The 19,996-nt window shown below is 71.7% G+C and carries 19 protein-coding genes, 1 rRNA gene, 1 pseudogene and 1 riboswitch; of the genes and pseudogenes, 6 read left to right on the top strand and 15 right to left on the bottom strand.

Annotated elements, in window-relative coordinates:
• Positions 1-19 precede the first annotated feature (19 nt).
• Positions 20-616: pseudogene (locus tag ACH4SL_RS30390) on the bottom strand (helix-turn-helix transcriptional regulator); the annotation flags it as partial.
• A gap of 152 nt (positions 617-768) precedes the next feature.
• Between ACH4SL_RS30390 and ACH4SL_RS30395 the strand changes: the two are divergent.
• The 3 genes from ACH4SL_RS30395 (at position 769) to ACH4SL_RS30405 (ending at position 1,941) form a co-directional block, all read left to right on the top strand.
• On the top strand, positions 769-1,194 hold the full coding sequence (locus tag ACH4SL_RS30395) for a helix-turn-helix transcriptional regulator (RefSeq protein WP_398451373.1): 426 nt from the start codon (positions 769-771) through the stop codon (positions 1,192-1,194).
• 5 nt (positions 1,195-1,199) lie between these two features.
• A complete protein-coding gene (locus ACH4SL_RS30400) occupies positions 1,200-1,613 on the top strand; it encodes a VOC family protein (RefSeq protein ID WP_398451375.1) in 414 nt (137 codons plus the stop codon).
• A 136-nt stretch (positions 1,614-1,749) separates the two neighbouring features.
• Complete coding sequence (locus ACH4SL_RS30405) at positions 1,750-1,941, top strand: DUF1059 domain-containing protein (protein WP_398451377.1); 192 nt, start codon at positions 1,750-1,752, stop codon at positions 1,939-1,941.
• Between the two features lie 31 nt (positions 1,942-1,972).
• On the opposite strand, the gene ACH4SL_RS30410 is transcribed toward ACH4SL_RS30405, so the two are convergent.
• A complete protein-coding gene (locus ACH4SL_RS30410; protein ID WP_398451379.1) occupies positions 1,973-2,770 on the bottom strand; it encodes a CPBP family intramembrane glutamic endopeptidase in 798 nt (265 codons plus the stop codon).
• Positions 2,771-2,948: 178 nt separating this feature from the next.
• Entirely contained in the window at positions 2,949-4,439 is a 1,491-nt protein-coding gene (locus ACH4SL_RS30415; protein WP_398451381.1) for a glutamate--cysteine ligase, read from the bottom strand.
• Between the two features lie 471 nt (positions 4,440-4,910).
• Here ACH4SL_RS30415 and ACH4SL_RS30420 point away from each other — a divergent pair, with 471 nt between their 5' ends.
• Both ACH4SL_RS30420 and ACH4SL_RS30425 read left to right on the top strand, forming a co-directional pair.
• Positions 4,911-5,498 carry a hypothetical protein gene (locus ACH4SL_RS30420; RefSeq protein ID WP_398451383.1) on the top strand — a complete coding sequence of 196 codons (588 nt, stop codon included), beginning with the start codon at positions 4,911-4,913 and terminating at the stop codon, positions 5,496-5,498.
• A 277-nt stretch (positions 5,499-5,775) separates the two neighbouring features.
• Positions 5,776-5,982 (top strand): DUF5999 family protein, encoded by a 207-nt coding sequence (locus ACH4SL_RS30425; RefSeq protein ID WP_398188228.1) that lies wholly within the window; start codon positions 5,776-5,778, stop codon positions 5,980-5,982.
• A gap of 110 nt (positions 5,983-6,092) precedes the next feature.
• Here ACH4SL_RS30425 and gcvP read toward each other — a convergent pair whose 3' ends face one another.
• The gene (gene gcvP / locus ACH4SL_RS30430) at positions 6,093-8,987 is read right to left on the bottom strand and encodes an aminomethyl-transferring glycine dehydrogenase (RefSeq protein WP_398451385.1); all 2,895 of its coding nucleotides are present in this window, start codon (positions 8,985-8,987) and stop codon (positions 6,093-6,095) included.
• A 186-nt stretch (positions 8,988-9,173) separates the two neighbouring features.
• A riboswitch (glycine riboswitch) is annotated at positions 9,174-9,283 on the bottom strand.
• A gap of 144 nt (positions 9,284-9,427) precedes the next feature.
• On the opposite strand from gcvP, the gene ACH4SL_RS30435 reads away from it, so the two are divergent.
• Positions 9,428-9,862, top strand: coding sequence for a PRC-barrel domain-containing protein (locus tag ACH4SL_RS30435; protein WP_398451387.1), 435 nt, complete (start codon positions 9,428-9,430; stop codon positions 9,860-9,862).
• A gap of 13 nt (positions 9,863-9,875) precedes the next feature.
• Here the strand turns inward: ACH4SL_RS30435 and ACH4SL_RS30440 are convergent, their stop codons facing one another.
• The 11 genes from ACH4SL_RS30440 to rrf all read right to left on the bottom strand — a co-directional run.
• Complete coding sequence (locus ACH4SL_RS30440; protein ID WP_398451389.1) at positions 9,876-11,294, bottom strand: DNA polymerase IV; 1,419 nt, start codon at positions 11,292-11,294, stop codon at positions 9,876-9,878.
• Between the two features lie 99 nt (positions 11,295-11,393).
• Complete coding sequence (locus tag ACH4SL_RS30445) at positions 11,394-11,993, bottom strand: MerR family transcriptional regulator (RefSeq protein WP_398451391.1); 600 nt, start codon at positions 11,991-11,993, stop codon at positions 11,394-11,396.
• 271 nt (positions 11,994-12,264) lie between these two features.
• Positions 12,265-12,738, bottom strand: a complete 474-nt coding sequence (locus ACH4SL_RS30450; RefSeq protein WP_031518684.1) for a bifunctional nuclease family protein — start codon at positions 12,736-12,738, stop codon at positions 12,265-12,267.
• 90 nt (positions 12,739-12,828) lie between these two features.
• Positions 12,829-13,575 (bottom strand): MerR family transcriptional regulator, encoded by a 747-nt coding sequence (locus tag ACH4SL_RS30455; RefSeq protein WP_398451394.1) that lies wholly within the window; start codon positions 13,573-13,575, stop codon positions 12,829-12,831.
• Positions 13,576-13,623: 48 nt separating this feature from the next.
• Complete coding sequence (locus ACH4SL_RS30460; protein ID WP_398451426.1) at positions 13,624-14,448, bottom strand: FHA domain-containing protein; 825 nt, start codon at positions 14,446-14,448, stop codon at positions 13,624-13,626.
• A 64-nt stretch (positions 14,449-14,512) separates the two neighbouring features.
• Complete coding sequence (locus ACH4SL_RS30465; RefSeq protein ID WP_398451396.1) at positions 14,513-15,301, bottom strand: DUF881 domain-containing protein; 789 nt, start codon at positions 15,299-15,301, stop codon at positions 14,513-14,515.
• Between the two features lie 7 nt (positions 15,302-15,308).
• Entirely contained in the window at positions 15,309-15,641 is a 333-nt protein-coding gene (locus ACH4SL_RS30470; RefSeq protein ID WP_031518694.1) for a small basic family protein, read from the bottom strand.
• Complete coding sequence (locus ACH4SL_RS30475; protein WP_398451398.1) at positions 15,638-16,582, bottom strand: DUF881 domain-containing protein; 945 nt, start codon at positions 16,580-16,582, stop codon at positions 15,638-15,640. The genes ACH4SL_RS30470 and ACH4SL_RS30475 overlap by 4 nt, the downstream gene beginning before the upstream one ends.
• 87 nt (positions 16,583-16,669) lie before the next feature.
• On the bottom strand, positions 16,670-19,165 hold the full coding sequence (locus ACH4SL_RS30480; protein WP_398451400.1) for a sugar phosphate nucleotidyltransferase: 2,496 nt from the start codon (positions 19,163-19,165) through the stop codon (positions 16,670-16,672).
• A gap of 25 nt (positions 19,166-19,190) precedes the next feature.
• The gene (locus ACH4SL_RS30485; protein ID WP_398451402.1) at positions 19,191-19,799 is read right to left on the bottom strand and encodes a CDP-alcohol phosphatidyltransferase family protein; all 609 of its coding nucleotides are present in this window, start codon (positions 19,797-19,799) and stop codon (positions 19,191-19,193) included.
• 111 nt (positions 19,800-19,910) lie between these two features.
• A 5S ribosomal RNA gene (gene rrf, locus ACH4SL_RS30490) occupies positions 19,911-19,996 on the bottom strand; the annotation flags it as partial.

Below are 19,996 nucleotides of genomic sequence, written 5' to 3' on the forward strand. Positions count from 1 at the left end.
TCCCGCCGTCCCTGCCGTCGTCCTCGTCGGCGAGGATGAGGTAGAGCCGCTTGCGGGCCTCGTTGACCACCGTGAGCGCCTTGTCGCGCTGCTCGGGGGTGCCGGCGACCCACACCTGGCGGAAGGCCTCGACCAGACCGCCGCCGGCCTTCCTTATCTCGTTCATGGCCTCCCAGTCGACACCGCGCCCGGCGTCCTCCCAGGGCGCCTCGGGTCCGGCCCCGGCCTCGGTGCGGCCTTCGTCGGTGAGCGTGAAGAGCTTCTTGCCGCCCTCGCTCGTGCTGCTGATCAGGCCCTCGTCCTCCAGCAGCTGGAGCGTCGGGTAGACCGAGCCGGGGCTCGGCTTCCACGCGCCGCCGCTGCGGTCGGCGATCTCCTGGATCATCTCGTAGCCGTGCATCGGCCGGTCCTTGAGGAGGGCCAGGATCGACGCCCTTACGTCGCCGCGCCGTGCCCTGCCGCGCGGTCCGCCGCGCCCCCGTCCACCGGGGCCCCAGGGGCCGCCGCCGCCGAAGGGCGGCCCGAACGCCCCGAAGGCCGACCGGCGCCCTTCGCGCTCTCCGGGACCGTGCTCGCCGTGCGCGCAGGGTCCGTGTCCGTGATGATGTCCATGCATGACGTTTTCTCCTATCGTGATCGTTCGCGATGCCTCAACGATATATCGGTGACTGTCGTCTGGCAAGCCCCTCCGCCGACCGGCCGGGACTGCGCACCCAAGCCGGGCCCGCAGAGCCCGGCGCTGTCAGTGGGGTCGGGCACACTGAAGGCATGGACAGATCGGATCTGGTCCGGCTGCGGCGGGCCCGCGACCGCATGGACCGGGAGTACGCGCAGCCGCTGGACGTCCCGGCGCTGGCGCGCGACGCGCTGATGTCGCCGGGGCACTTCTCGCGCAGCTTCCGCGCGGCGTTCGACGAGACGCCCTACGCCTACCTGATGACGCGCCGCATAGAGCGCGCCAAGGCACTGCTGCGGCGCGGCGACATGTCCGTGACCGACGTGTGCATGGCGGTGGGCTGCTCGTCGCTCGGATCGTTCAGCACCCGCTTCACCGAGCTGGTGGGCGAGTCCCCGAGCGCCTACCGGGCGCGCAACCACTCCGAGCTGGCGGCGCTGCCGTCCTGCGTCGCCCGGGTCGTCACCCGACCGGTCAGGATCAAAGAAGTCCCGGCGGGTGGCCCTGCCGTAGCGTGATCGGCATGGACATCAAGCTCTCGCACACGTTCCTGGCCGTCGACGACCACGACAAGGCCATCGAGTTCTACCGCGACATGCTCGGCCTGGAAGTCCGCAACGAGGTGGGCTACAACGACATGCGCTGGGTCACGATCGGCTCGCCCGCCCAGCCCGAGGTCGACATCGTCCTCGAACCCCCGGCCGTGAATCCGAACATGACGCCCACGGACCGCGAGGCCGTCGCCGACCTCATGGCCAAGGGCGTCTACGGCCGCGTCGTCTTCTGGTCCGACGACGTCGACGCGACGTTCGAGAAGCTCTCGGCGGCGGGCGCGGACGTCGTCCAGGAGCCCACCGACCAGCAGTACGGCGTGCGCGACTGCGCCTTCCGCGACCCGGCGGGCAACGAGGTCCGCTTCAACCAGGCCAAGCGCTGATCCCCGGCCCGGGCCGGTCCCGGGTACCGCTGCGGGCCCGCCCGGGGGGGATGGGCCCGCAGCATTCCTTTGCCTCCTACGAGCCCGGCGGCGGGCTCGTAGACTCGAAAGGGAGAGCACAAGGAGATGACGGGCCATGCGCAAGGTCGCCGACTGCCGTGACTACCCGAGCGAGAGCAACTGCACCCTGATGATCTCCGGCGAGGAGGACGAGGTGCTGCGCGCGGCTGCCGAGCACGCCGTGTCCGTGCACGGTCACACCGACTCGCCTGAATTCCGCGAGCAGCTGCGCTCCGTACTCAAGGACGAGGTCCCGCAGCACGCCTGAGCCCCCCCCCGTGGCGGGGGGCCGGGCCCGCTCAGCCGGTGGGCAGCCAGCCCACCTTGCCGGCCAGCAGGGCGTAGCCCACGAAGGCCACCGTGTCGATGAGGGCGTGCGCCGCGACCAGCGGGCCGACCCTGCCCCACCGGCGGTAGAGCAGGACGAAGACCACGCCCATCGCCATGTTCCCGACGAAGCCGCCGATGCCCTGGTAGAGGTGGTACGAGCCGCGCAGCACGGCGCTCGCCGCGAGCGCGGCCATCGGCGTCCAGCCGAGCCGGTCCAGCCTGCGCAGCAGGTAGCCGACCACGATGACCTCTTCCAGCACCGCGTTCTGCACCGCCGACAGCACCAGCACCGGGATCTTCCACCACACGTCGGGCAGTGACTCCGGCACCACCGTGAGGTTGAAGCCGGCCCCGCGGGCGCCGAGGTAGAAGGCCAGCCCGGTGCCGCCGATCGCGGCGGCGACCAGCGCCCCCCAGGCGAGGTCGAGCCGCGGGCGGGTCAGGTCGAAGCCGATCGACCGCATCCCGGCGCGCTCGCGGCCCAGCAGGTGCGCGACGAGGGCGACCGGGGCGAGGGCGGTGGCGATGTAGAAGAGCTGCCAGGCCAGATCGAGCCACGGGCGGTGCGGCGCGTAGGAGCCGACCAGCGTCGCGGCCTGGTCCTTGAGCGCGCCCGGCCGGGTCACCGAGCCGATGAAGTCGATCAGGGCGGACACCCCGCTGGCGCCGAGCGAGAGCGCGAGGACGATGAGCGTCTCGCTGCGCAGCGTGCGGTCCGGCAGTTCCGGTTCCGCGGCCTGGTCCGCCGGGCGGGGCTGTGTGTGCATGCGGGTCCTCCAGCGGCGCGGGTGTCTGAAGGACAAGATACGAAGATCGCGCCTGCCGCCGCCCCGCCACCCCCGGTCATCGGGCCCCGTGTCCGGTACGCGGGCCCTGCGGCGGGTGGCGAAGGGCGGGGCGGAGGCAGGCCTGTGACCCCGGAGCCGGCGGTGGGCGGCCGCGTCCTCAGACGGCGGCCCACTCGTGGACCGGTCGGCCCTCCGCCGAGTTCTCCCGGTAGCGCCGGGTCATCCCGGCCAGCGCCGCCATGCGGTCCGGGTCGCGGTCCAGCAGCCGGTGGAAGGACTCGCACTGCCATTCCGCGCCGTTGGTGCGCAGCCGGCACCGCTGCTCGACGATGCCGAGGTAGTGGTCCCGGTCGGCGGGTTCGATGCCCCAGGCGTCGAGACCGGCCGCGGCGAGCGGCAGCAGTTCGTCGCGGATCAGCTCGGCGGCCGGGATCTCGGCGAGGCTGCCGCCGCGGCCGCGCGGCCAGTGCATGACCGCGCGGATGCCGTCCTTGCAGCCCGCGTCGAAGTTGGCGGACGCGGCGCGGAAGGGCAGCCGCTGCCACAGCGGCCGCGGCGCGTCGGCCAGCGCGCGCACCAGCCCGTAGTAGAAGGCGGCGTTGGCCAGCACGTCGGCGACGGTGGGCCCCGCGGGCAGCACCCGATTCTCGACCCGCAGGTGCGGCACACCGTCGACGACCGCGTAGACGGGGCGGTTCCAGCGGTAGATCGTCCCGTTGTGCAGGGTGAGTTCGCGCAGCTGCGGCACTCCCCCGTCGTCCAGGACGCGCAGCGGGTCCTCGTCGTCGCAGAGGGGCAGCAGGGCCGGGAAGTAGCGGACGTTCTCGGCGAAGAGGTCGAGGGGCGAGTCGATCCAGCGCTCGCCGAACCACGTCAGCGGGCGCACGCCCTGGGCGCGCAGCTCCTGCGGGCGGGTGTCGATGGACTGCTGGAAGAGCAGCGGGCGGGTCTCGCGCCACAGCTCGCGGCCGAAGAGGAAGGGCGAGTTGGCGCCGACGGCGACCTGCGGGCCGCACACCGCCTGGGCGGCGTTCCACACCGCGGCGAAGCGGCCTGGTGTGACCTGGAGGTGCATCTGGGTGGAGGTGCAGGCCGCCTCGGGGGCGATGGACTGCGAGGCGTGCTCCAGGTGCTCGACGCCGTCGATGTCGAGGGTGATGTCCTCGCCGCGCATGGCCAGGATGCGGTCGTTGAGGAGGGTGAAGCGGTCGGCCCGCGACAGGTTGGCGGTGACCAGGTCGTCGGCCCTGAGGGTGGGCAGAATTCCCACCATGACGATGCGGGCGCCCACGTCGGCGGCCATCCGGTCGGCATACGACAGGCCGGTGCGCAGTTCCTCGGCGAGCCGGTCGAAGACCGGCCCGGAAAGCCGGTGCGGGGCAATGTTCACCTCAATGTTGAACTGGGCGAGCTCGGTCTGGAAATCGCGGCTCGCGATGCGCTCCAGCACCTCTTCGTTCATCATGCGCGGCAGTCCCGTGGAATCCGCCAGATTCAATTCGATCTCCAGGCCCATGAGATTGCGCGGCCGGTCGAATCGCTTGCCCTCCAGCAGTCGCTCGAGTCCCAGCAGGCACTGCTGGAGCTTGTGCCGGTAGCGTCCGCGGTCGGCCCGTTCGAAGCCGCTGGCGACGACCTTCTCGCCCATCCGCGATCTCTCCCTCCCGTGGCCGCCCCCCGGCCATCCATCGGAGGATGCCCACCCAAATGATCGAATAACGCCGCGCCGGGCGGGCCGCGCACGCTAGGCTTGCACTAGCGGCGAAGCGCGCACATTCCGCTGGCACATTCAGTTGCCGGTGGAGGCGGGCAAGCACGGGAAATGACCGACGGGATCCGGCCGTCCGTGGCGCGCAGAAATATGCAGCGCCCTCCCCGTACGCTGCGGGAATGCCACCGACACGTCCGCCGGAGAAGGCGAATTCTCGCCTTGCGCGTAATACTGGCATCGACTAGATGAAACACGGAGCGAACACACGTCGTATAAACTCCGCGAACAAGGCAATGCATCCGCCGTCGCCGGACGTGCCTGAGCAGGTCTCCCGCAGAGCATCGAACCGCCGTGCCGTCCGCGCCCGCCCTCCCCGCACCACGTGTCTCCCAGTGAGAGGCGACAACCATGCCGCTGCTTGTTCCCCCAGCACCTGCCCCAGCCCTGCTGAGCGTGCTCGCCGCGCTCAGTTCGCCCACCGCGGTCCGGGAAGCCAGGACCCCGGCGCTGCGCACCGCGCAAGGGCCGCTGGCCGCCGAACACCCGCTGCCCGTCCATGTCTTCGAGCCGGCGGCCGTTCCCGGAGCACTGCCGCAGGCGCGGCTGACGGGCTGGCGGTTCCATATCAGGGCAGGTGCCCGGGTCGCCGCTGCGGGCGAGACCGTGCTGACCCCGGACGGCTGGGTGTTCTCGCGGTTCTCGGAGGGGCCGTTCCTGGTGTCGATCGAGCGGGCGCTGGTCCAGGCGGAGGCGCTGCCGGCGACGTACCAGCCGCATCTGCTGTCGGTTCCGGGGCGCTACATGCTCGCGCTGTGGCTGCACCGCGTGCCGCGGGCCGAGGCGGCCACCGCGCAGCCCGACCCGGACGACCTGCTGGTGCCGCTGGCGCCCGCACCGCCGGGTATCGCGGCGTACCGGGTGTACCGGATGACGGAGCTGGCGCCGGTGCTGAGCGTGCGGCTGGCGCCGCCGCCGCTCGCGGGATCGCCGGCCTGACGCCGCGGCGTACGGCAGCAAGGGTGCCCCCGGTCGATGCGGCCAGGGGCACTGTCGTGCGGCCACCACTCCCCTGCCGTTAACGCTGGGTGACGGCAACCGCCCGCCCGGGTGACGCGTCTTCACCGGAGAGCATCGCCTCGGCGAAATCCCTGCGGATTGCCGCCGGGAGGACAACACTGGGAACGGTCTCACGCACACACGGGGGACGCAGATGCACCAGGCAGACCGCACGACCGACCGCACCACTGACCACACGCAGCGAAAGACTCGATCCATGTGCCAGCACCAACCGCAGTGCCCTTCCGCCGACGGCCCCGACCGTGAGGCCGCCCTCACCGTGGCCCACCACCCGGAGCAGGGCTGGAGCCTGCTGTGCAACGGTGTGCTGCTCTTCGAGGACACCGGCGAACTGCTGCCCGACGGGCAGATCATCGCCCCGCACCGCCCGCTCGGCAGCGAGCAGGTCACGACAGCGGCCTGACCGGCGGGATCAGACACCCGCACCAGCGGGCCCGCCGCGCCCGACACCCGGCCGGTTCCCCTGTCGCCAAGGGAACCGGCTTTGCCATGTCCGGCCGCGGGTGCCCCGCCTCAGCTGTCGTACGCGTCCAGCGGCGGGCAGGAGCAGACCAGGTTGCGGTCGCCGTAGGCCCCGTCGATACGGCGCACCGGCGGCCAGTACTTGTCCGCGGCCCGGACGCCCGCCGGGAAGACGGCCTCCTGCCTGCTGTACGGGTGCTCCCAGTCGCCGCCCAGCGCGGCCGCGGTGTGCGGGGCGTTGCGCAGCGGGTTGTCGTCCGCGGGCCACTGGCCGTCCGCGACCTTGTCGACCTCGGCGCGGATCGCGATCATCGCGTCGCAGAAGCGTTCCAGCTCCGCCAGGTCCTCGCTCTCGGTCGGCTCGATCATCAGCGTGCCGGCGACCGGGAAGGACATGGTCGGGGCGTGGAATCCGTAGTCGATCAGCCGCTTGGCGATGTCGTCGACAGTGACCCCGGTCTCCTTGGTCAGCGGCCGCAGGTCGACGATGCACTCGTGCGCGACCAGGCCCGCGGGGCCGGTGTAGAGCACGGGGTAATGCGGCTCCAACCGCTTGGCGACGTAGTTGGCGCTGAGCACCGCCTGCTGCGTCGCCTCGCGCAGCCCGTCGGCGCCCATCAGCCGCACATACGTCCAGGAGATGGGCAGGATGCCGGCCGAGCCCCACGGCGCGGCGCTGATCGGGCCGACGCCGGTGGCGGGGCCGGCGGCCGGCTGGAGCGGGTGGTTGGGCAGGTACGGGGCGAGGTGCGCGCGGACCGCGACGGGGCCGACGCCGGGGCCGCCGCCGCCGTGCGGGATGCAGAAGGTCTTGTGCAGGTTCAGGTGCGACACGTCGGCGCCGAAGCGCCCGGGGCGGGCGAGGCCGACGAGCGCGTTGAGGTTCGCGCCGTCGACGTAGACCTGGCCGCCCGCGTCGTGCACGGCGGCGCAGATGTCGGTGATGTTGTCCTCGAAGACACCGTGCGTGGAGGGGTAGGTGACCATCAGCACGGCCAGCTGCTCGCGGTGCTGCTCGATCTTGGCGCGCAGGTCGGCCACGTCCACGTCACCGTCCTGGCCGGTCCTGACCACGACGACCTTCATGCCGGCCATGACCGCGCTGGCGGCGTTGGTGCCGTGCGCCGAGGACGGGATGAGGCAGACCGTACGGCCGGTGTCGCCGTTGGCGCGGTGGTAGGCGCGTACCGCGAGCAGCCCGGCCAGCTCGCCCTGCGACCCTGCGTTCGGCTGGAGGCTGACCTTGTCGTAGCCGGTGACCTCGGCGAGCTGCTCCTCCAGGCCGCGGATCAGCGCCAGGTAGCCGTCGGCCTGCTCGGCGGGCGCGAAGGGGTGCAGCGCGGCGAACTCCGGCCAGGTGACGGGTTCCATCTCGGTGGTCGCGTTGAGCTTCATCGTGCACGAGCCCAGCGGGATCATGCCGCGGTCCAGCGCGTAGTCGCGGTCGGCCAGCCGCCGCAGGTAGCGCAGCATGCCGGTCTCGCTGCGGTGCAGGTGGAAGACCGGGTGCGTCAGGTACGGCTCGCTGCGGGCCAGCTCGCCGGGCAGCGCCTCCGCGGCGGTGGCGTCCAGCTCCTCGATGTCGGCGGTGCCGCCGAAGACGGCGAGCACGGCGGCCAACTGGGCGCGGGTGGTGGTCTCGTCGCAGGCGATGCCGACCAGGTCGTCGTCGGTCTGCCGCAGGTTGACCCCGGCGGCGCGGGCTGCCGCGACCAGCTCGGCGGCCCGTCCGGGCACGCGCACGGTGAGCGTGTCGAAGTACGCCCCGTGCACGATCTCGACGCCGGCCGCGCGCAGCCCCTCGGCGAGGACGGCCGCGTAGCGGTGCGTGCGGCGGGCGATCCGCTCCAGGCCCTCGGGCCCGTGGTAGACGGCGTACATGCCGGCCATCACGGCGAGCAGCACCTGGGCGGTGCAGATGTTGCTGGTCGCCTTCTCGCGGCGGATGTGCTGCTCGCGGGTCTGGAGGGCGAGGCGGTAGGCGGTGTCGCCGTCGGCGTCGACGGACACGCCGACGAGCCGCCCGGGCAGGTTGCGGGCGTAGGACTCGCGCACCGCCATGTAGCCGGCGTGCGGGCCGCCGAAGCCCATGGGCACGCCGAAGCGCTGGGTGGTGCCGACCGCGATGTCCGCGCCGAGCGCGCCGGGCGAGGCCAGCACGGTCAGCGCCAGCAGGTCGGCGGCGACGGTCACGACCGCGCCGAGGCCGTGCGCCTGCTCGATGACCGGCCGCAGGTCGCGGACGGCGCCGGAGGCCCCCGGGTATTGCAGCAGGACGCCGAAGACCCCCCGCTCGGCCACGTCGGCGGGGATGCCGTCGCTCAGGTCGGCGACGACCACCTCGACACCGGTGGGCTCGGCGCGGGTGCCGATGACGGCGGTGGTCTGCGGGAAGGTGTCGGCGTCGACCAGGAAAACGCCCTCCTTGACCTTCCCGACCCGGCGGGACAGCGCCATCGCCTCGGCCGCCGCGGTGCCCTCGTCGAGCAGCGAGGCGCCGGAGGTGGGCAGCCCGGTGAGGTCGGCGACCATCGTCTGGAAGTTGATCAGCGCCTCCAGCCGGCCCTGCGAGATCTCCGGCTGGTAGGGGGTGTAGGCGGTGTACCAGGCCGGGTTCTCCATGACGTTGCGCAGGATCACCGGCGGGGTGAAGGTGCCGTAGTAGCCCAGGCCGATCATCGGCGCGAGCACCTGGTTGCGGGCGGCCAGCGCGCGCAGCTCGGCCAGCGCCTCGGCCTCGGTGCGGGCGGGCGGCAGCGCGAGGGCCGCGGCGCTCGTGATGGTGTCCGGCACGGCCGCGTCCGTCAGCTCGTCCAGCGAGCTGTAGCCCACCTGGGCGAGCATCTTGGCCTGCGCGGAGCTGTCGGGGCCGATGTGCCGGCGGGCGAAGGGCAGTCCGGCTTCCAGCTCGGCGAGCGGAAGTCGGCGTGCGGTCGGATCAGTCATCTGCGGAGGCCTCCTGGTCTGCGACGACCTTCGGGGGCACCCGGCGCGGGCGCCCGTACGGCCTCCCCCTCTGTCATCAGTACCTGAGAGCTTCGCCTTACCCGCGCGCGGGCAGACTTTCACCTTCGGTGAAGACCCGTCCCCCGAACGGCGCTGCTCGGGGCGGATCCTGCTTTCCAGAGTGACCTCGCCCCTGCGGTACGGGTGCCTGAGAGATTCCGGGGAGGATTTGCTCCTTCGGCGCCCCCGGTCTGCCGCTGTGGCAGGTGCCCGGAGGACTCTCCCGCATGGGGTCTACAGCCTTCGTCCAGCCTACCAGCGGGATCTGCGCGCCCACCGCCCGGAGGTTCGGGTCGACAGCGTCCGCGATGTGGCTTTTGGTGGTATCCAGCAGGTGTCGCTGTTGCTGGGATGTTGCTGGGACGCTGGTTGGAGGACCCGTGCAGACCGATATCGATCCGCGAAGCCTCATCGGCCGCCGCGCTGTCGACCGTGACGGTACGAAGATCGGCACGGTGGACGAGGTGTACCTCGACGACGCGACCGGCAGCCCGGAGTGGGCGGCGGTGCGCACCGGCTTCTTCACCCGCGACGCGTTCATCCCGCTGGAGCCGAGCGAGCTGGTGGGCGAGGCGCTGCGGGTGCCGTACAAGAAGTCGCTGATCAGGGACGCGCCGGATTTCGGTGTGGGACGGCATCTGTCGCCCGAACAGGAGCTCCAGCTCTACCACCACTACGGCATGGACGTCCCCACCGAACCGCCCGGCCCGCCCGGATCCGCCGACGGCCCCGGCTCCCCCGGCGGCACCGGCACCGGCCCCCGCGACTTCGGCGACCTGCCCTCCGGCGACCGCCGCCCGGACGACGCCGGCTGACCCCCGCGGCGCCTCACCCGGCGAGCAGCCCCCGGTCGGGAACGGAAGGCCCCAGCGGCAGCGGCTCGGCGTGCGTGAGAGCCGGATCCTCGACCCCGAACGTGCGCACCCGCCCCGGCGCGGTGTCCGACGGGACCTCGAAGCGTACGGTGACCCGGCCGACGCCGCTGCCCTGCACCCAGCCGCGCCCCTCCACGCCGTGCTCGACGTCCTGACCGGGAAGCCAGCGGCTGCCGGGCGCGGGCTCCGGCGGCGGCGCGGCGGGCAGGTCCTGCTCGGCGGACACGGCCGGCGGCGGCTCGGGCGAGGCGGCGGCGCCCTCCGCCGTATCGCCCGCCCCGGCCTCCAGCGCCTGGTCCTCGGCCGCCTGAGCCGCCTGCGCGAACAGGTCCTCCTGCGTGAAGTCGGCCAGCCCGGACACCCCCACGCCGAGCAGCCGCACCCCGCCGGTGGTGTCGACGGCCTCGACGAGCCGGCGCGCGGTCTCCCGTACGACGGCCGGGTCGTCGGTGGGCGCCCGCAGCGTCTCGGAGCGGGTGAGCGTGGAGAAGTCGTACCGCCGGATCTTCACCACGACCGTCCGCCCGGAGCGGCCCGCGCCGCGCAGCCGCTGCACGCAGCGCTCCGCGAGCCGGTCGATCTCGTACCGCACCCGGGCGCGGTCGGTGAGGTCGGTGTCGAAGGTGTCCTCGACGGAGATCGACTTCACGTCCCGGTCGGCGACCACCGGGCGGTTGTCCAGCCCCGCGGCCATGGCGTGCAGCGAGCTGCCGTGCGCCTTGCCGAGCAGCCGCACCAGTTCGGGCTCCCCGGCCTGCACGATCTCGGCGACGGTGAGGATGCCGGCCCGCCGCAGGTGCTCGGCGGTGGCAGGGCCCACGCCCCACAGGGTGCGCACCGGCAGCGGGTCGAGCAGCGCGCGCTCCGTGCCGGGCTCGACGACGACCAGGCCGTCCGGCTTGGCCTGCTCCGAGGCGATCTTGGCGAGCAGCTTGGACCCGGCCAGCCCCACCGACGCCGTCAGGCCCGTGGCGGCGCGGATGTCGGCCCGCAGCCGCTCGGCGACCTCCCGGGGCCCACCGGTCTGCTCGCCCGCCTCCAGGTCGACGAAGGCCTCGTCCAGGCTCAGCGGCTCTATCAGCGGGGACACCGCGCCGAGCAGCCCCATCACGATGTCGCTGACCGCCCGGTAGAGGGAGAAGCGCGGTACGAGATACGCGGCGTTCGGGCAGAGCCGGCGGGCGTGCGCGGTGGCCATCGCGGAGTGGACGCCGTGCACGCGCGCCTCGTAGGACGCGGTCGCGACCACGCCGCGGGGCCCGAGGCCGCCGACCACCACCGGCTTGCCCCGCAGGCTCGGCTTGGAGGCCTGCTCGACCGCGGCGAAGAACGCGTCCATGTCCAGATGCAGGATCGTCGGCGCACTTCTCACACCCTCGATCGTGCCCCATCCCACCGACAATGACCGTACATGTGTACGCCATGGCGCCCGTGTCCCGCGGCCGGGCCGCCGACGGGTCCGCGGACCGGGTCAGACCGCCCGGTTGCGCCGCCTGGCGAGCTCGTCGGCGGGGTTGTGGCCCACCAGGGTCTCGCCGGTGTCCACCCGCTCACCGTGCAGCTCGGACAGCGAGCTCTCGACATCCCGCCACACCACGCCGACGGCGATGCCGAAGACGCCCTGCCCGCCCTGGAGCAGGTCGACGACCTCGGCGGGCGAGGTGCACTCGTAAACGGTTGCGCCGTCGCTCATCAGCGTCATCCTCGCCAGCTCGGCCGGGCCGACCGAGCGCAGCTGGCGTACGGCCGTGCGGATGTTCTGCAGGGACACGCCCGTGTCGAGCAGCCGCTTGACGATCTTGAGCACGACCACGTCACGGAAGCTGTAGAGCCGCTGGGCGCCCGAGCCGTAGGCCGGGCGGACACTGGGCTCGACCAGACCCGTGCGGGCCCAGTAGTCGAGCTGGCGGTAGGTGATGCCCGCCGCCGCGCAGGCCGTGGGGCCGCGGTAGCCGACCAGCTCCGGTGCGGGCTCGGCCGCGGGCACGGGCCCCGGCTCGGCCGCGCGGGCCAGCGCCCCCCTGGCCGGATACGGGCCGCCGGTCGCCGAACCGTCGCCGGTGCTTCTCACGCCGCCCTCCGTCCTTCTCGTCCCCGACACCGCGCGCACGTGCCACGGGACTTTCCACTTCGACGGTAGGCAGTCACCAGGGGTGCGTCAACGATCGCCACACTCGGCACGCCGAGTGAAAGTCACCCCAGGAGTGGTTTGATGTGACCGGACCCGGGAATTCCTCCCCGGATGGCCTCATGGTGACAACATTGCCCTGGTCACCCCGCGGATCACCGCGCACGCAGCACGCCGTCCGGCCGCTCGCCGGACGCCCCGCGGCCGCCGGTGGTCACTGGTTGCTGGTACCGAAGTCCTCGGGCGAGATCTGGTCGAGGAACTCGCGGAACTTCTCCACCTCGTCCTCCTGCTCGTCCGGAATGGCGATCCCGGCGTCGTCCAGCACCCCGTCGCTGCCGTAGATCGGCGTACCCGTGCGCAGCGCGAGCGCTATGGCGTCGGACGGACGGGCACTGACCTCGACACCGCTGGCGAAGACCAGTTCGGCGTAGAAGACGCCTTCCCGCAGGTCGGTGATGCGGACCTCGGTGAGCGTCTGTCCCACGGCCTCCAGCACATCCTTGAAGAGGTCGTGGGTCAGCGGTCGCGCAGGCGTCATGCCCTGCTGCGCGAAGGCGATGGCGGTGGCCTCGCCCGGCCCGATCCAGATGGGCAGGTACCGGTCGCCTCCCACTTCACGCAGGAGCACGATCGGCTGATTCGAGGGCATTTCCACCCGGACACCCACAACATCGAGCTCGTTCACACGTCAACCCTAGGACGTGCCCGCCGGGTTTGGGTAGTCGGGCACGGCGGGCACCGCGTCCGGTTCGTACCGGGCGGCGGGAATGCCCGGTCAGCGCAGCCGCAGCCGCAAGGCCGAGCGCAGCATCGCGGCGTGCAGCCGGGCCGACAGCTCGGCCAGCTCCTCCGCCGTGGCCTCGGCGTGTCGCCGGGTCTGCGGGTTGCGGTGCCGGCGCAGCGGCGCCACCAGCTGCTCCACCAGGCCCGCCTCCCGCTCCGCCGCGGCCTTGACCGCCCGCAGGTGCCGCGGCTCCAGCCCGTAGCGGCCCAGGTCGGCGATGAGCCGCCCGATCGTGACCGCCTCGGCCTCGTAACCGCCCTCGCCGGCGGTCTCGACCAGCCCGTAGGACTCCCACTGGGCCAGCTCCGCCTCGTCGGCCCCGGTGGCGGCCAGGAAGTCCTCCCGGCCCAGCCGTGGCCCGTGCGCCGCCGCCAGGGCCTCCGCGGTGCCTCCAGGGGCCTCCTGGGCGGGCTCGGCGGCGGCGAGCGCCGGCAGAACCGGCTGCTCGCCGCGGTCCAGACCTTCCAGCAGCTCCTTGATCACCCGCAGCGGCAGGTAGTGGTCGCGCTGCACCCGCAGCACGTACGCCAGCCGCTGGACGTCGTCCGCGGCGAACTTCCGGTAACCGGACGGGGTCCGTCGCGGCTCGACCAGGCCCTCGGCCTCCAGGAAGCGGATCTTGGAGATCGTGACCTCGGGGAATTCGTCCTGCAGCTGCCCCAGTACGGCGCCGATGCTCAGCAGTGCGCCGTCCGTGGCGGCGGTGCCGTCTCCGGCACCGCCCGTCGTACGCGGCATACGCGCCCTTCCTGCGCGGGAGCGGTGGTCGACCGGGGCCGCCGCGGGTCAGCAGCCCCGCTGGCTGGCGTAGAAGACCAGCCGGTACTTCCCGATCTGGACCTCGTCCCCGTTGGACAGCGGCACCGCGTCGATCCGCTCCCGGTTGACGTAGGTGCCGTTGAGGCTGCCCACGTCGGAGACGGTGAACAGGCCGTCCGCACCGCGGCGGAACTCCACGTGCCGCCGGGAGACCGTCACGTCGTCCAGGAAGATGTCGCTCTGCGGGTGGCGGCCCGCGGTGGTCAGCTCGCCGTCCAGCAGGAAGCGGCTGCCGGAGTTCGGCCCGCGGCGCACCACCAGGAGCGCGGAACCGGGCGGCAGCGCCTCCACGGCGGCCTGCGCCTCGGGCGACAGCGACGGCGAGAGGATCTGGCCGGTGGCCTCCGCCTCGTACGCCTCGATCCCGGAGATGGAGATCGTGGACGTCGTCTCGGACGCGCTCTGGTAGCCGGGCCCGCTCCCCGGGCGCAGCGGGGCGCCGCAGTTGGAGCAGAAGCGGGCCGCTTCCGTGTTCGTGAAACCGCACCTGCCGCAGACCGGCAAACCGAACCCTCCACCCGTGGTCGAGGCCGCTGGTTCCCCGGAACCTATGCGAGCGGCCGGAGCAGGGTCAACAGACGCCACGCCGGGCGCGTCGGAATATCCGCCGCGGCCCTGGCCGTCGTTCCGGAACAGCGGGCGCTCGTCGGACTGCTCGTCCGCCGGGCCGCGCCGGGCACGGTGCCGTGCCGTCGCAGGGTCGGCCGACTGCCGAGCGCTCTTGCCGAACAACTTCCCAAACAGCTTCACGGGCGATTCCCCTCGAAAGACGCAGACCCGCCCGTAAGGCAGGACGAACTCTCACTACACACAGTTTCCACCACACACCAACTCAGCGACGCCCCGACCCCCCGCCTCACCGGGATGACGACCGAGCGTAGTCAGGCTGCTTCGATGGCCGCAAGGCGTCCACGACGATCTTCTGCGACCGCACCACATCTGCCGTGGCCTGCTCCTTCTCCAGTGTCTGCACCACCCCGCCGGGGATGTTGAGGGCCGGTTCGAGATCCTGCGGATTGCCGATCACCGTGAAGACGTACGGCTGGGCGACCCGGTGCCCGTCGATCAGCACACCGTCGGATCCGTCGGTGAAGTACGTGTCGGCCACGACCCGCACGTTGTTGATCTGGATGGCCTCCGCGCCCGCGGCCCGCAGCTCCTGCAGCGTGTCCAGCAGCGAGTCCGCCTCGACGCTGCCGTGCGGGTCGGTGACGGTCAGCGTGATGCCGGGCCCCTCGGCGGCGACCGTACCCGCCAGGATGCCGAGCTGCTGCTCCTTCTGCCGGGTCTGCTTGAGCGCCTCGGCGGCCTGGTCGGAACTGGACTGGAGCTGGGAGCGCTGGGTCTCCAGACCGCGCTTCTCGTCCTCCAGCCGCTGCGTGCGGTTGTCGACCTCGGTGAGGATGCGCACCAGGTCCTCCTGGCGCGCGCCGCGCAGGGTGCCGCCGTTGTCGCTGGTGGTGTTCACCTGGATGGCGAGGCCGAGGCCCAGCACGAAGAGCAGCACGGCGACCGTCAGCTGCGCGCGGGAGACGCGCGGCGGCCACAGCCCGGCCACCAGCCGCTGCCGCCCCGTGAGCCGCTCCTGCGGCTCCTGGGGCTCCTCGGACACCTCGGGCTCCTCAGCCCCGTTCTCGTCGCTCATGCCGCGGTCACGCCCGGAAGACGTGCCGGCGGATCGCGGCGGCGTTGGAGAAGATCCGGATACCGAGGACGACGACGACACCGGTGGACAACTGCGCGCCGACACCCAGCTTGTCGCCGAGGAAGACGATCAGCGCCGCGACGACCACGTTGGACAGGAAGGAGACGACGAAGACCTTGTCGTCGAAGATCCCGTCGAGCATCGCCCGCAGGCCGCCGAAGACGGCGTCGAGGGCCGCGACGACCGCGATGGGCAGATAGGGCTCCACCCCGGTCGGCACCACGGGACGCACCACGAGTCCCACCACGATGCCCACGACGAGGCCCAGTACGGCGATCACGACGAACCCTTCCCTGTTGCGCCGGTTCCCGGCGGCCCGCTGCTGCCCGCGACCGGCCGGGCGTACCGCACGACGAGACTGGGTGCGGCGGCCAGGCGGACGTCCTTCTGCACGGTGACGCTCGCCCTGATCCCGTAGTTCTCCTCCAGCACGTGCAGGTACTGACCGTCCGCACTGTCCTGGAACGCCGTGCTCAGCTTCTCCCCGTCACCGATCGCCAGCACCGTGTACGGCGGCACCAGCGGTCTGTTGTCGACCAGTATGGCGTCTCCGGCCGCCCGGATGGCCGACAGTGCCGTCAGCCGCTGCCCGTTGACGGAGATCGCCTCCGCGCCCGAGGCCCACAGGCCGTTCACCACGCGCTGCATGTCGCGGTCGCGGACCCGTCCGGTGTCGGAGAAGCCGTCGCTCTCCCGCGGGCCGCCGGAGTCGCCCGTGGAGGCCTCCTTGGCGTCGTCCACGACGAGCTTGAGGCCGGGGCCGTGCACGGCCGTGGCGCCCGCCAGCACCTCCAGCAGCTCCTCGCGCCCGTCGCCCTGGTCCTTCAGGGCCGCGCGCTGCTCGGCCGACACGGTGTCGCGCAGCCCGTCGACCTCCTTCTGGAGCGCGTCGGCCTTCCCGGTCTGCGTCTGCACCCGGTCGATGAGCTTCTGCCGCTCCTTGGCCTCCGTGGGCGCCGCACGGTGCGCCTGGGCCGCGCCCACCGTGATCACGACCGCGGCGAGCAGCAGCCCGCCCGCGAGGCCGAGCCGGCCCGCCGCCGAGGTGGGCAGACGCGAGCTGCCGGTCTGCCCGCGGCGGGCGGCAGCCTCGGCGTAGCCGTCGTCGAGGCTGTGCTCCATGACATTGGTGAGCAGGAACATGGAGGCGTCGGGACGCCGCCGGTCGGACCGGGGCGCGGAGCTGCTCCGATCGGGTTGCGGCTGCGGCATGCCGCACATCGTCGCATGTCGTGACCGCTGCACTCGAACGGCCCCCTCGCGGCGCGCCGTTCAGGGCGTACGCGCCGCGCGGGGGCCGCCGTGGGCTTACTGCCCCGAGCTCTCCACGATCTGCGACCACTCGTCCAGCAGGGCCTGCGCGGACGCGTCGTCCGGGCCCTCGGCCCACAGGTGCGTGACCGCTTCCGCGGGGTCGGGCAGCACCATGACCCACCGCCCGTCGGACTCCACGACCCGCACGCCGTCGGTGGTGTCGACCGACCGGTCGCCGGCCTCCTCCACCACCCGCCGCATGACCGAGCCCTTGACCGCCCACGGGGTCGGCACGTCCCGCTTGAGGACGTGCGCCTGCGGGATGCGGGCGTCGATCTGGCTCAGGGTGAGCTGTGTGCGCGCCACCAGGCCGATCAGCCGCACGAAGGCCGCGGACCCGTCGAAGACGCTGCTGAACTCGGGGACGATGAAGCCGCCTCCGGCGTCGCCGCCGAAGATCGTGCCCTCCTCGCGGCCGACCCGCGTCAGGTCGTCCGGCGACGTCGTCGTCCACGTGACCTGCGTGCCGTGGTAGGCCGCGACCTGCTCGGCGATCCGGGTCGTGGTGACCGGCAGCGCCACCCGCCCGCTGCGCCGCTCGGCGGCCACCAGGTCCAGCAGCACCAGCAGCGCCCGGTGGTCCTCGACGATCCGCCCGCGCTCGTCCACCAGCGACAGCCGCTCGCCGACCGGGTCGAAGCGCACCCCGAAGGCCGCCCGCGCCGACGACACGATCTCCCCGAGCCGTACGAGGCCGGCCCGGCGGGTCTCCTCGGTCTCGGTGGGGCGCGCCTCGTCGAGGCCCGGGTTGACCATCAGCGAGTCCACGCCGAGCCGGCCGAGCAGCGACGGCAGGACGAGGCCCGCGCTGCCGTTGGCGGCGTCCACGACGACCTTCAGGCCCGACTCGGCGATGCCGGAGGTGTCGACGGCACGCAGCAGCGCGCCGGTGTAGGAGTCGAAGACGGTCGACGGGAAGCGCAGGTCGCCGATCTCGCCGGGGAAGGCCCGGCGGTACTCCTGGCGGGCGAAGACCCGGTCCAGCTTGCGCTGCCCGGCGGCGGACAGGTCGGCGCCGCGCTCGTCGAAGAACATGATGTCGAGCGAGTCCGGCCGCCCCGGCGACGTCCGGATCATGATGCCGCCGGCGCTGCCGCGGGCCGTCTGCTGGCGCGCGACGGGCATGGGCACGTTCTCCAGGTCGCGCACCTCGATCGCGCTCGCCTGGAGCGCCGAGATGACCGCCCGTTTGAGTGCACGCGCACCACGGGAGTGGTCACGCGCGGTGGTGACGGTCGCGCCCTTCTTGAGCGTCGTCGCGTACGCGCCGGCCAGCCGTACGGCGAGCTCGGGCGTGATCTCGACGTTGAGGATGCCGGACACTCCGCGCGCGCCGAACAGATTCGCCTGGCCGCGCGACTCCCAGATGACCGACGTGTTGACGAAGGCGCCGGCCTCGATGGTCTTGAAGGGGTAGACGCGGACGTTGCCGGAGAGAATCGATTCCTCACCGATCAGGCACTCGTCGCCGATCACCGCGCCCTCGTCGATCCGGGCGGCGCGCATCACGTCGGTGTTCTTGCCGATGACGCAGCCGCGCAGGTTCGTCTGCGGGCCGACGTAGACGTTGTCGTGCACCACCGCCTTGTGCACGAAGGCGCCGGTCTTCACGACGACGTTGGAGCCGATGACGCTGTGCTCGCGGATCTCCGCGCCGCCCTCGACCTTCGCGTAGTCGCCGATGTACAGCGGCCCGCGCAGTACGGCGTCCGGGTGCACCTCGGCGCCCTCGGCCACCCATACGCCCGGCGAGATCTCGAAGCCGTCGATGTCGACGTCGACCTTGCCTTCGAGGACGTCCGCCTGGGCCTTCACATAGCTCTCGTGGGTGCCGACGTCCTCCCAGTAGCCCTCGGCGATGTAGCCGTAGATGGGCTTGCCTTCCTTCATCAGCTGCGGGAAGACGTCACCCGACCAGTCGACGGGCACATCGGCCTCGACGTAGTTGAAGACCTCGGGCTCCATGACGTAGATGCCGGTGTTCACGGTGTCGGAGAAGACCTGGCCCCAGGTCGGCTTCTCCAGGAACCGTTCGACGCGGCCCTCGTCGTCCACGATCGTGATGCCGAACTCCAGCGGGTTGGGCACCCGCGTGAGGCATACGGTGACGAGGCCGCCCTTCTGCTTGTGGAAGGCGATGAGTTCACCGAGGTCGAAATCGGTGAGCGCGTCGCCGGAGATCACCAGGAAGGAGTCGTCCTTGAGCGCGTCCTCGGCATTCTTGACGCTGCCCGCGGTGCCGAGCGGTTTCTCCTCGTTCGCGTACGTCAGCTCCATCCCGAAATCCTCGCCGTCCCCGAAATAATTCTTCACCAGGGACGCGAGAAACTGGACGGTGACGACGGTCTCAGTGAGCCCGTGCCGTTTGAGCAGCGTCAGGACATGCTGCATGATCGGCCGATTCACCACTGGGAGCAGAGGTTTGGGCATGCTTGAGGTCATTGGACGAAGGCGGGTACCTTCGCCTCCGGCCATAACAACCGCTTTCATGTCGGAAAACATCCTCCTCGTGACGTCAGTCAGCCGTGGTGTCCGCCCTCACAAGCCGCCGGACCTGCACCACGTAGAGGATCCCTGCCCACCAGTACAGGGTTGTACCCCAACCTGTGAAGGCCCAGCCGAAAACAGCCGCCAGTGTCGCAAGCCAACCGCTGCCGTCGCTGAGCAGCAGCAGCGGAAAGGCGTACATGAGATTGAAGGTAGCCGCTTTCCCGATGAAGTTCACCTGGGGTGGGCCGTAGCGGTGTCTCCGCAGAATCAGGAGCATCACCGCCATCATCGCCTCACGCGCGAGTAGCAGGACGGTGACCCACAGCGGCAGGATGCCGCGCCACGTGAGGCCCACCAGGGTGGACAGCACGTACAGCCGGTCGGCGGCCGGGTCCAGGAGCCGGCCGAGACTGCTGATCTGGTTCCACCGCCGCGCCAGCTTGCCGTCGAGGTAGTCGCTCACCCCGCTGAACGCCAGCACCAGGAGTGCCCACCCGTCGGCCTTGGGGCCGTCGAACTCCGGCCACAGAATCAGCCACAGGAACACCGGCACACCCACGAGGCGCGCCATACTCAGGATGTTCGGGATCGTGAAGATCCGATCCGTTTGCACCCGCGTCTCCTGGACCTCCACCAGGTCCCCTCCTGTGCCGTTCCATGTATGTACGTTTGCGCGCCGACTCTACCCCAGGCACAAAAAGGGCCTGGCCCCGGATCAGGGATCCGAGGCCAGGCCTCAATATTTGTTCGGCGGTGTCCTACTCTCCCACAGGGTCCCCCCTGCAGTACCATCGGCGCTGAAAGGCTTAGCTTCCGGGTTCGGAATGTAAC

It is taken from the genome of Streptomyces sp. NPDC021020, assembly GCF_044333285.1.
Classification (GTDB): Bacteria; Actinomycetota; Actinomycetes; order Streptomycetales; family Streptomycetaceae; genus Actinacidiphila.

Coding starts and splice junctions, on each gene's coding strand:
- ACH4SL_RS30395 (WP_398451373.1), top strand. CDS start 769: ATGGACAGATCGGATCTGGTCCGGCTGCGGCGGGCCCGCGACCGCATG.
- gcvP (WP_398451385.1), bottom strand. CDS start 8,987: ATGACTGATCCGACCGCACGCCGACTTCCGCTCGCCGAGCTGGAAGCC.
- ACH4SL_RS30400 (WP_398451375.1), top strand. CDS start 1,200: ATGGACATCAAGCTCTCGCACACGTTCCTGGCCGTCGACGACCACGAC.
- ACH4SL_RS30420 (WP_398451383.1), top strand. CDS start 4,911: ATGCCGCTGCTTGTTCCCCCAGCACCTGCCCCAGCCCTGCTGAGCGTG.
- ACH4SL_RS30425 (WP_398188228.1), top strand. CDS start 5,776: ATGTGCCAGCACCAACCGCAGTGCCCTTCCGCCGACGGCCCCGACCGT.
- ACH4SL_RS30405 (WP_398451377.1), top strand. CDS start 1,750: ATGCGCAAGGTCGCCGACTGCCGTGACTACCCGAGCGAGAGCAACTGC.
- ACH4SL_RS30480 (WP_398451400.1), bottom strand. CDS start 19,165: ATGAAAGCGGTTGTTATGGCCGGAGGCGAAGGTACCCGCCTTCGTCCA.
- ACH4SL_RS30465 (WP_398451396.1), bottom strand. CDS start 15,301: ATGAGCGACGAGAACGGGGCTGAGGAGCCCGAGGTGTCCGAGGAGCCC.
- ACH4SL_RS30410 (WP_398451379.1), bottom strand. CDS start 2,770: ATGCACACACAGCCCCGCCCGGCGGACCAGGCCGCGGAACCGGAACTG.
- ACH4SL_RS30475 (WP_398451398.1), bottom strand. CDS start 16,582: ATGTGCGGCATGCCGCAGCCGCAACCCGATCGGAGCAGCTCCGCGCCC.
- ACH4SL_RS30455 (WP_398451394.1), bottom strand. CDS start 13,575: ATGCCGCGTACGACGGGCGGTGCCGGAGACGGCACCGCCGCCACGGAC.
- ACH4SL_RS30415 (WP_398451381.1), bottom strand. CDS start 4,439: ATGGGCGAGAAGGTCGTCGCCAGCGGCTTCGAACGGGCCGACCGCGGA.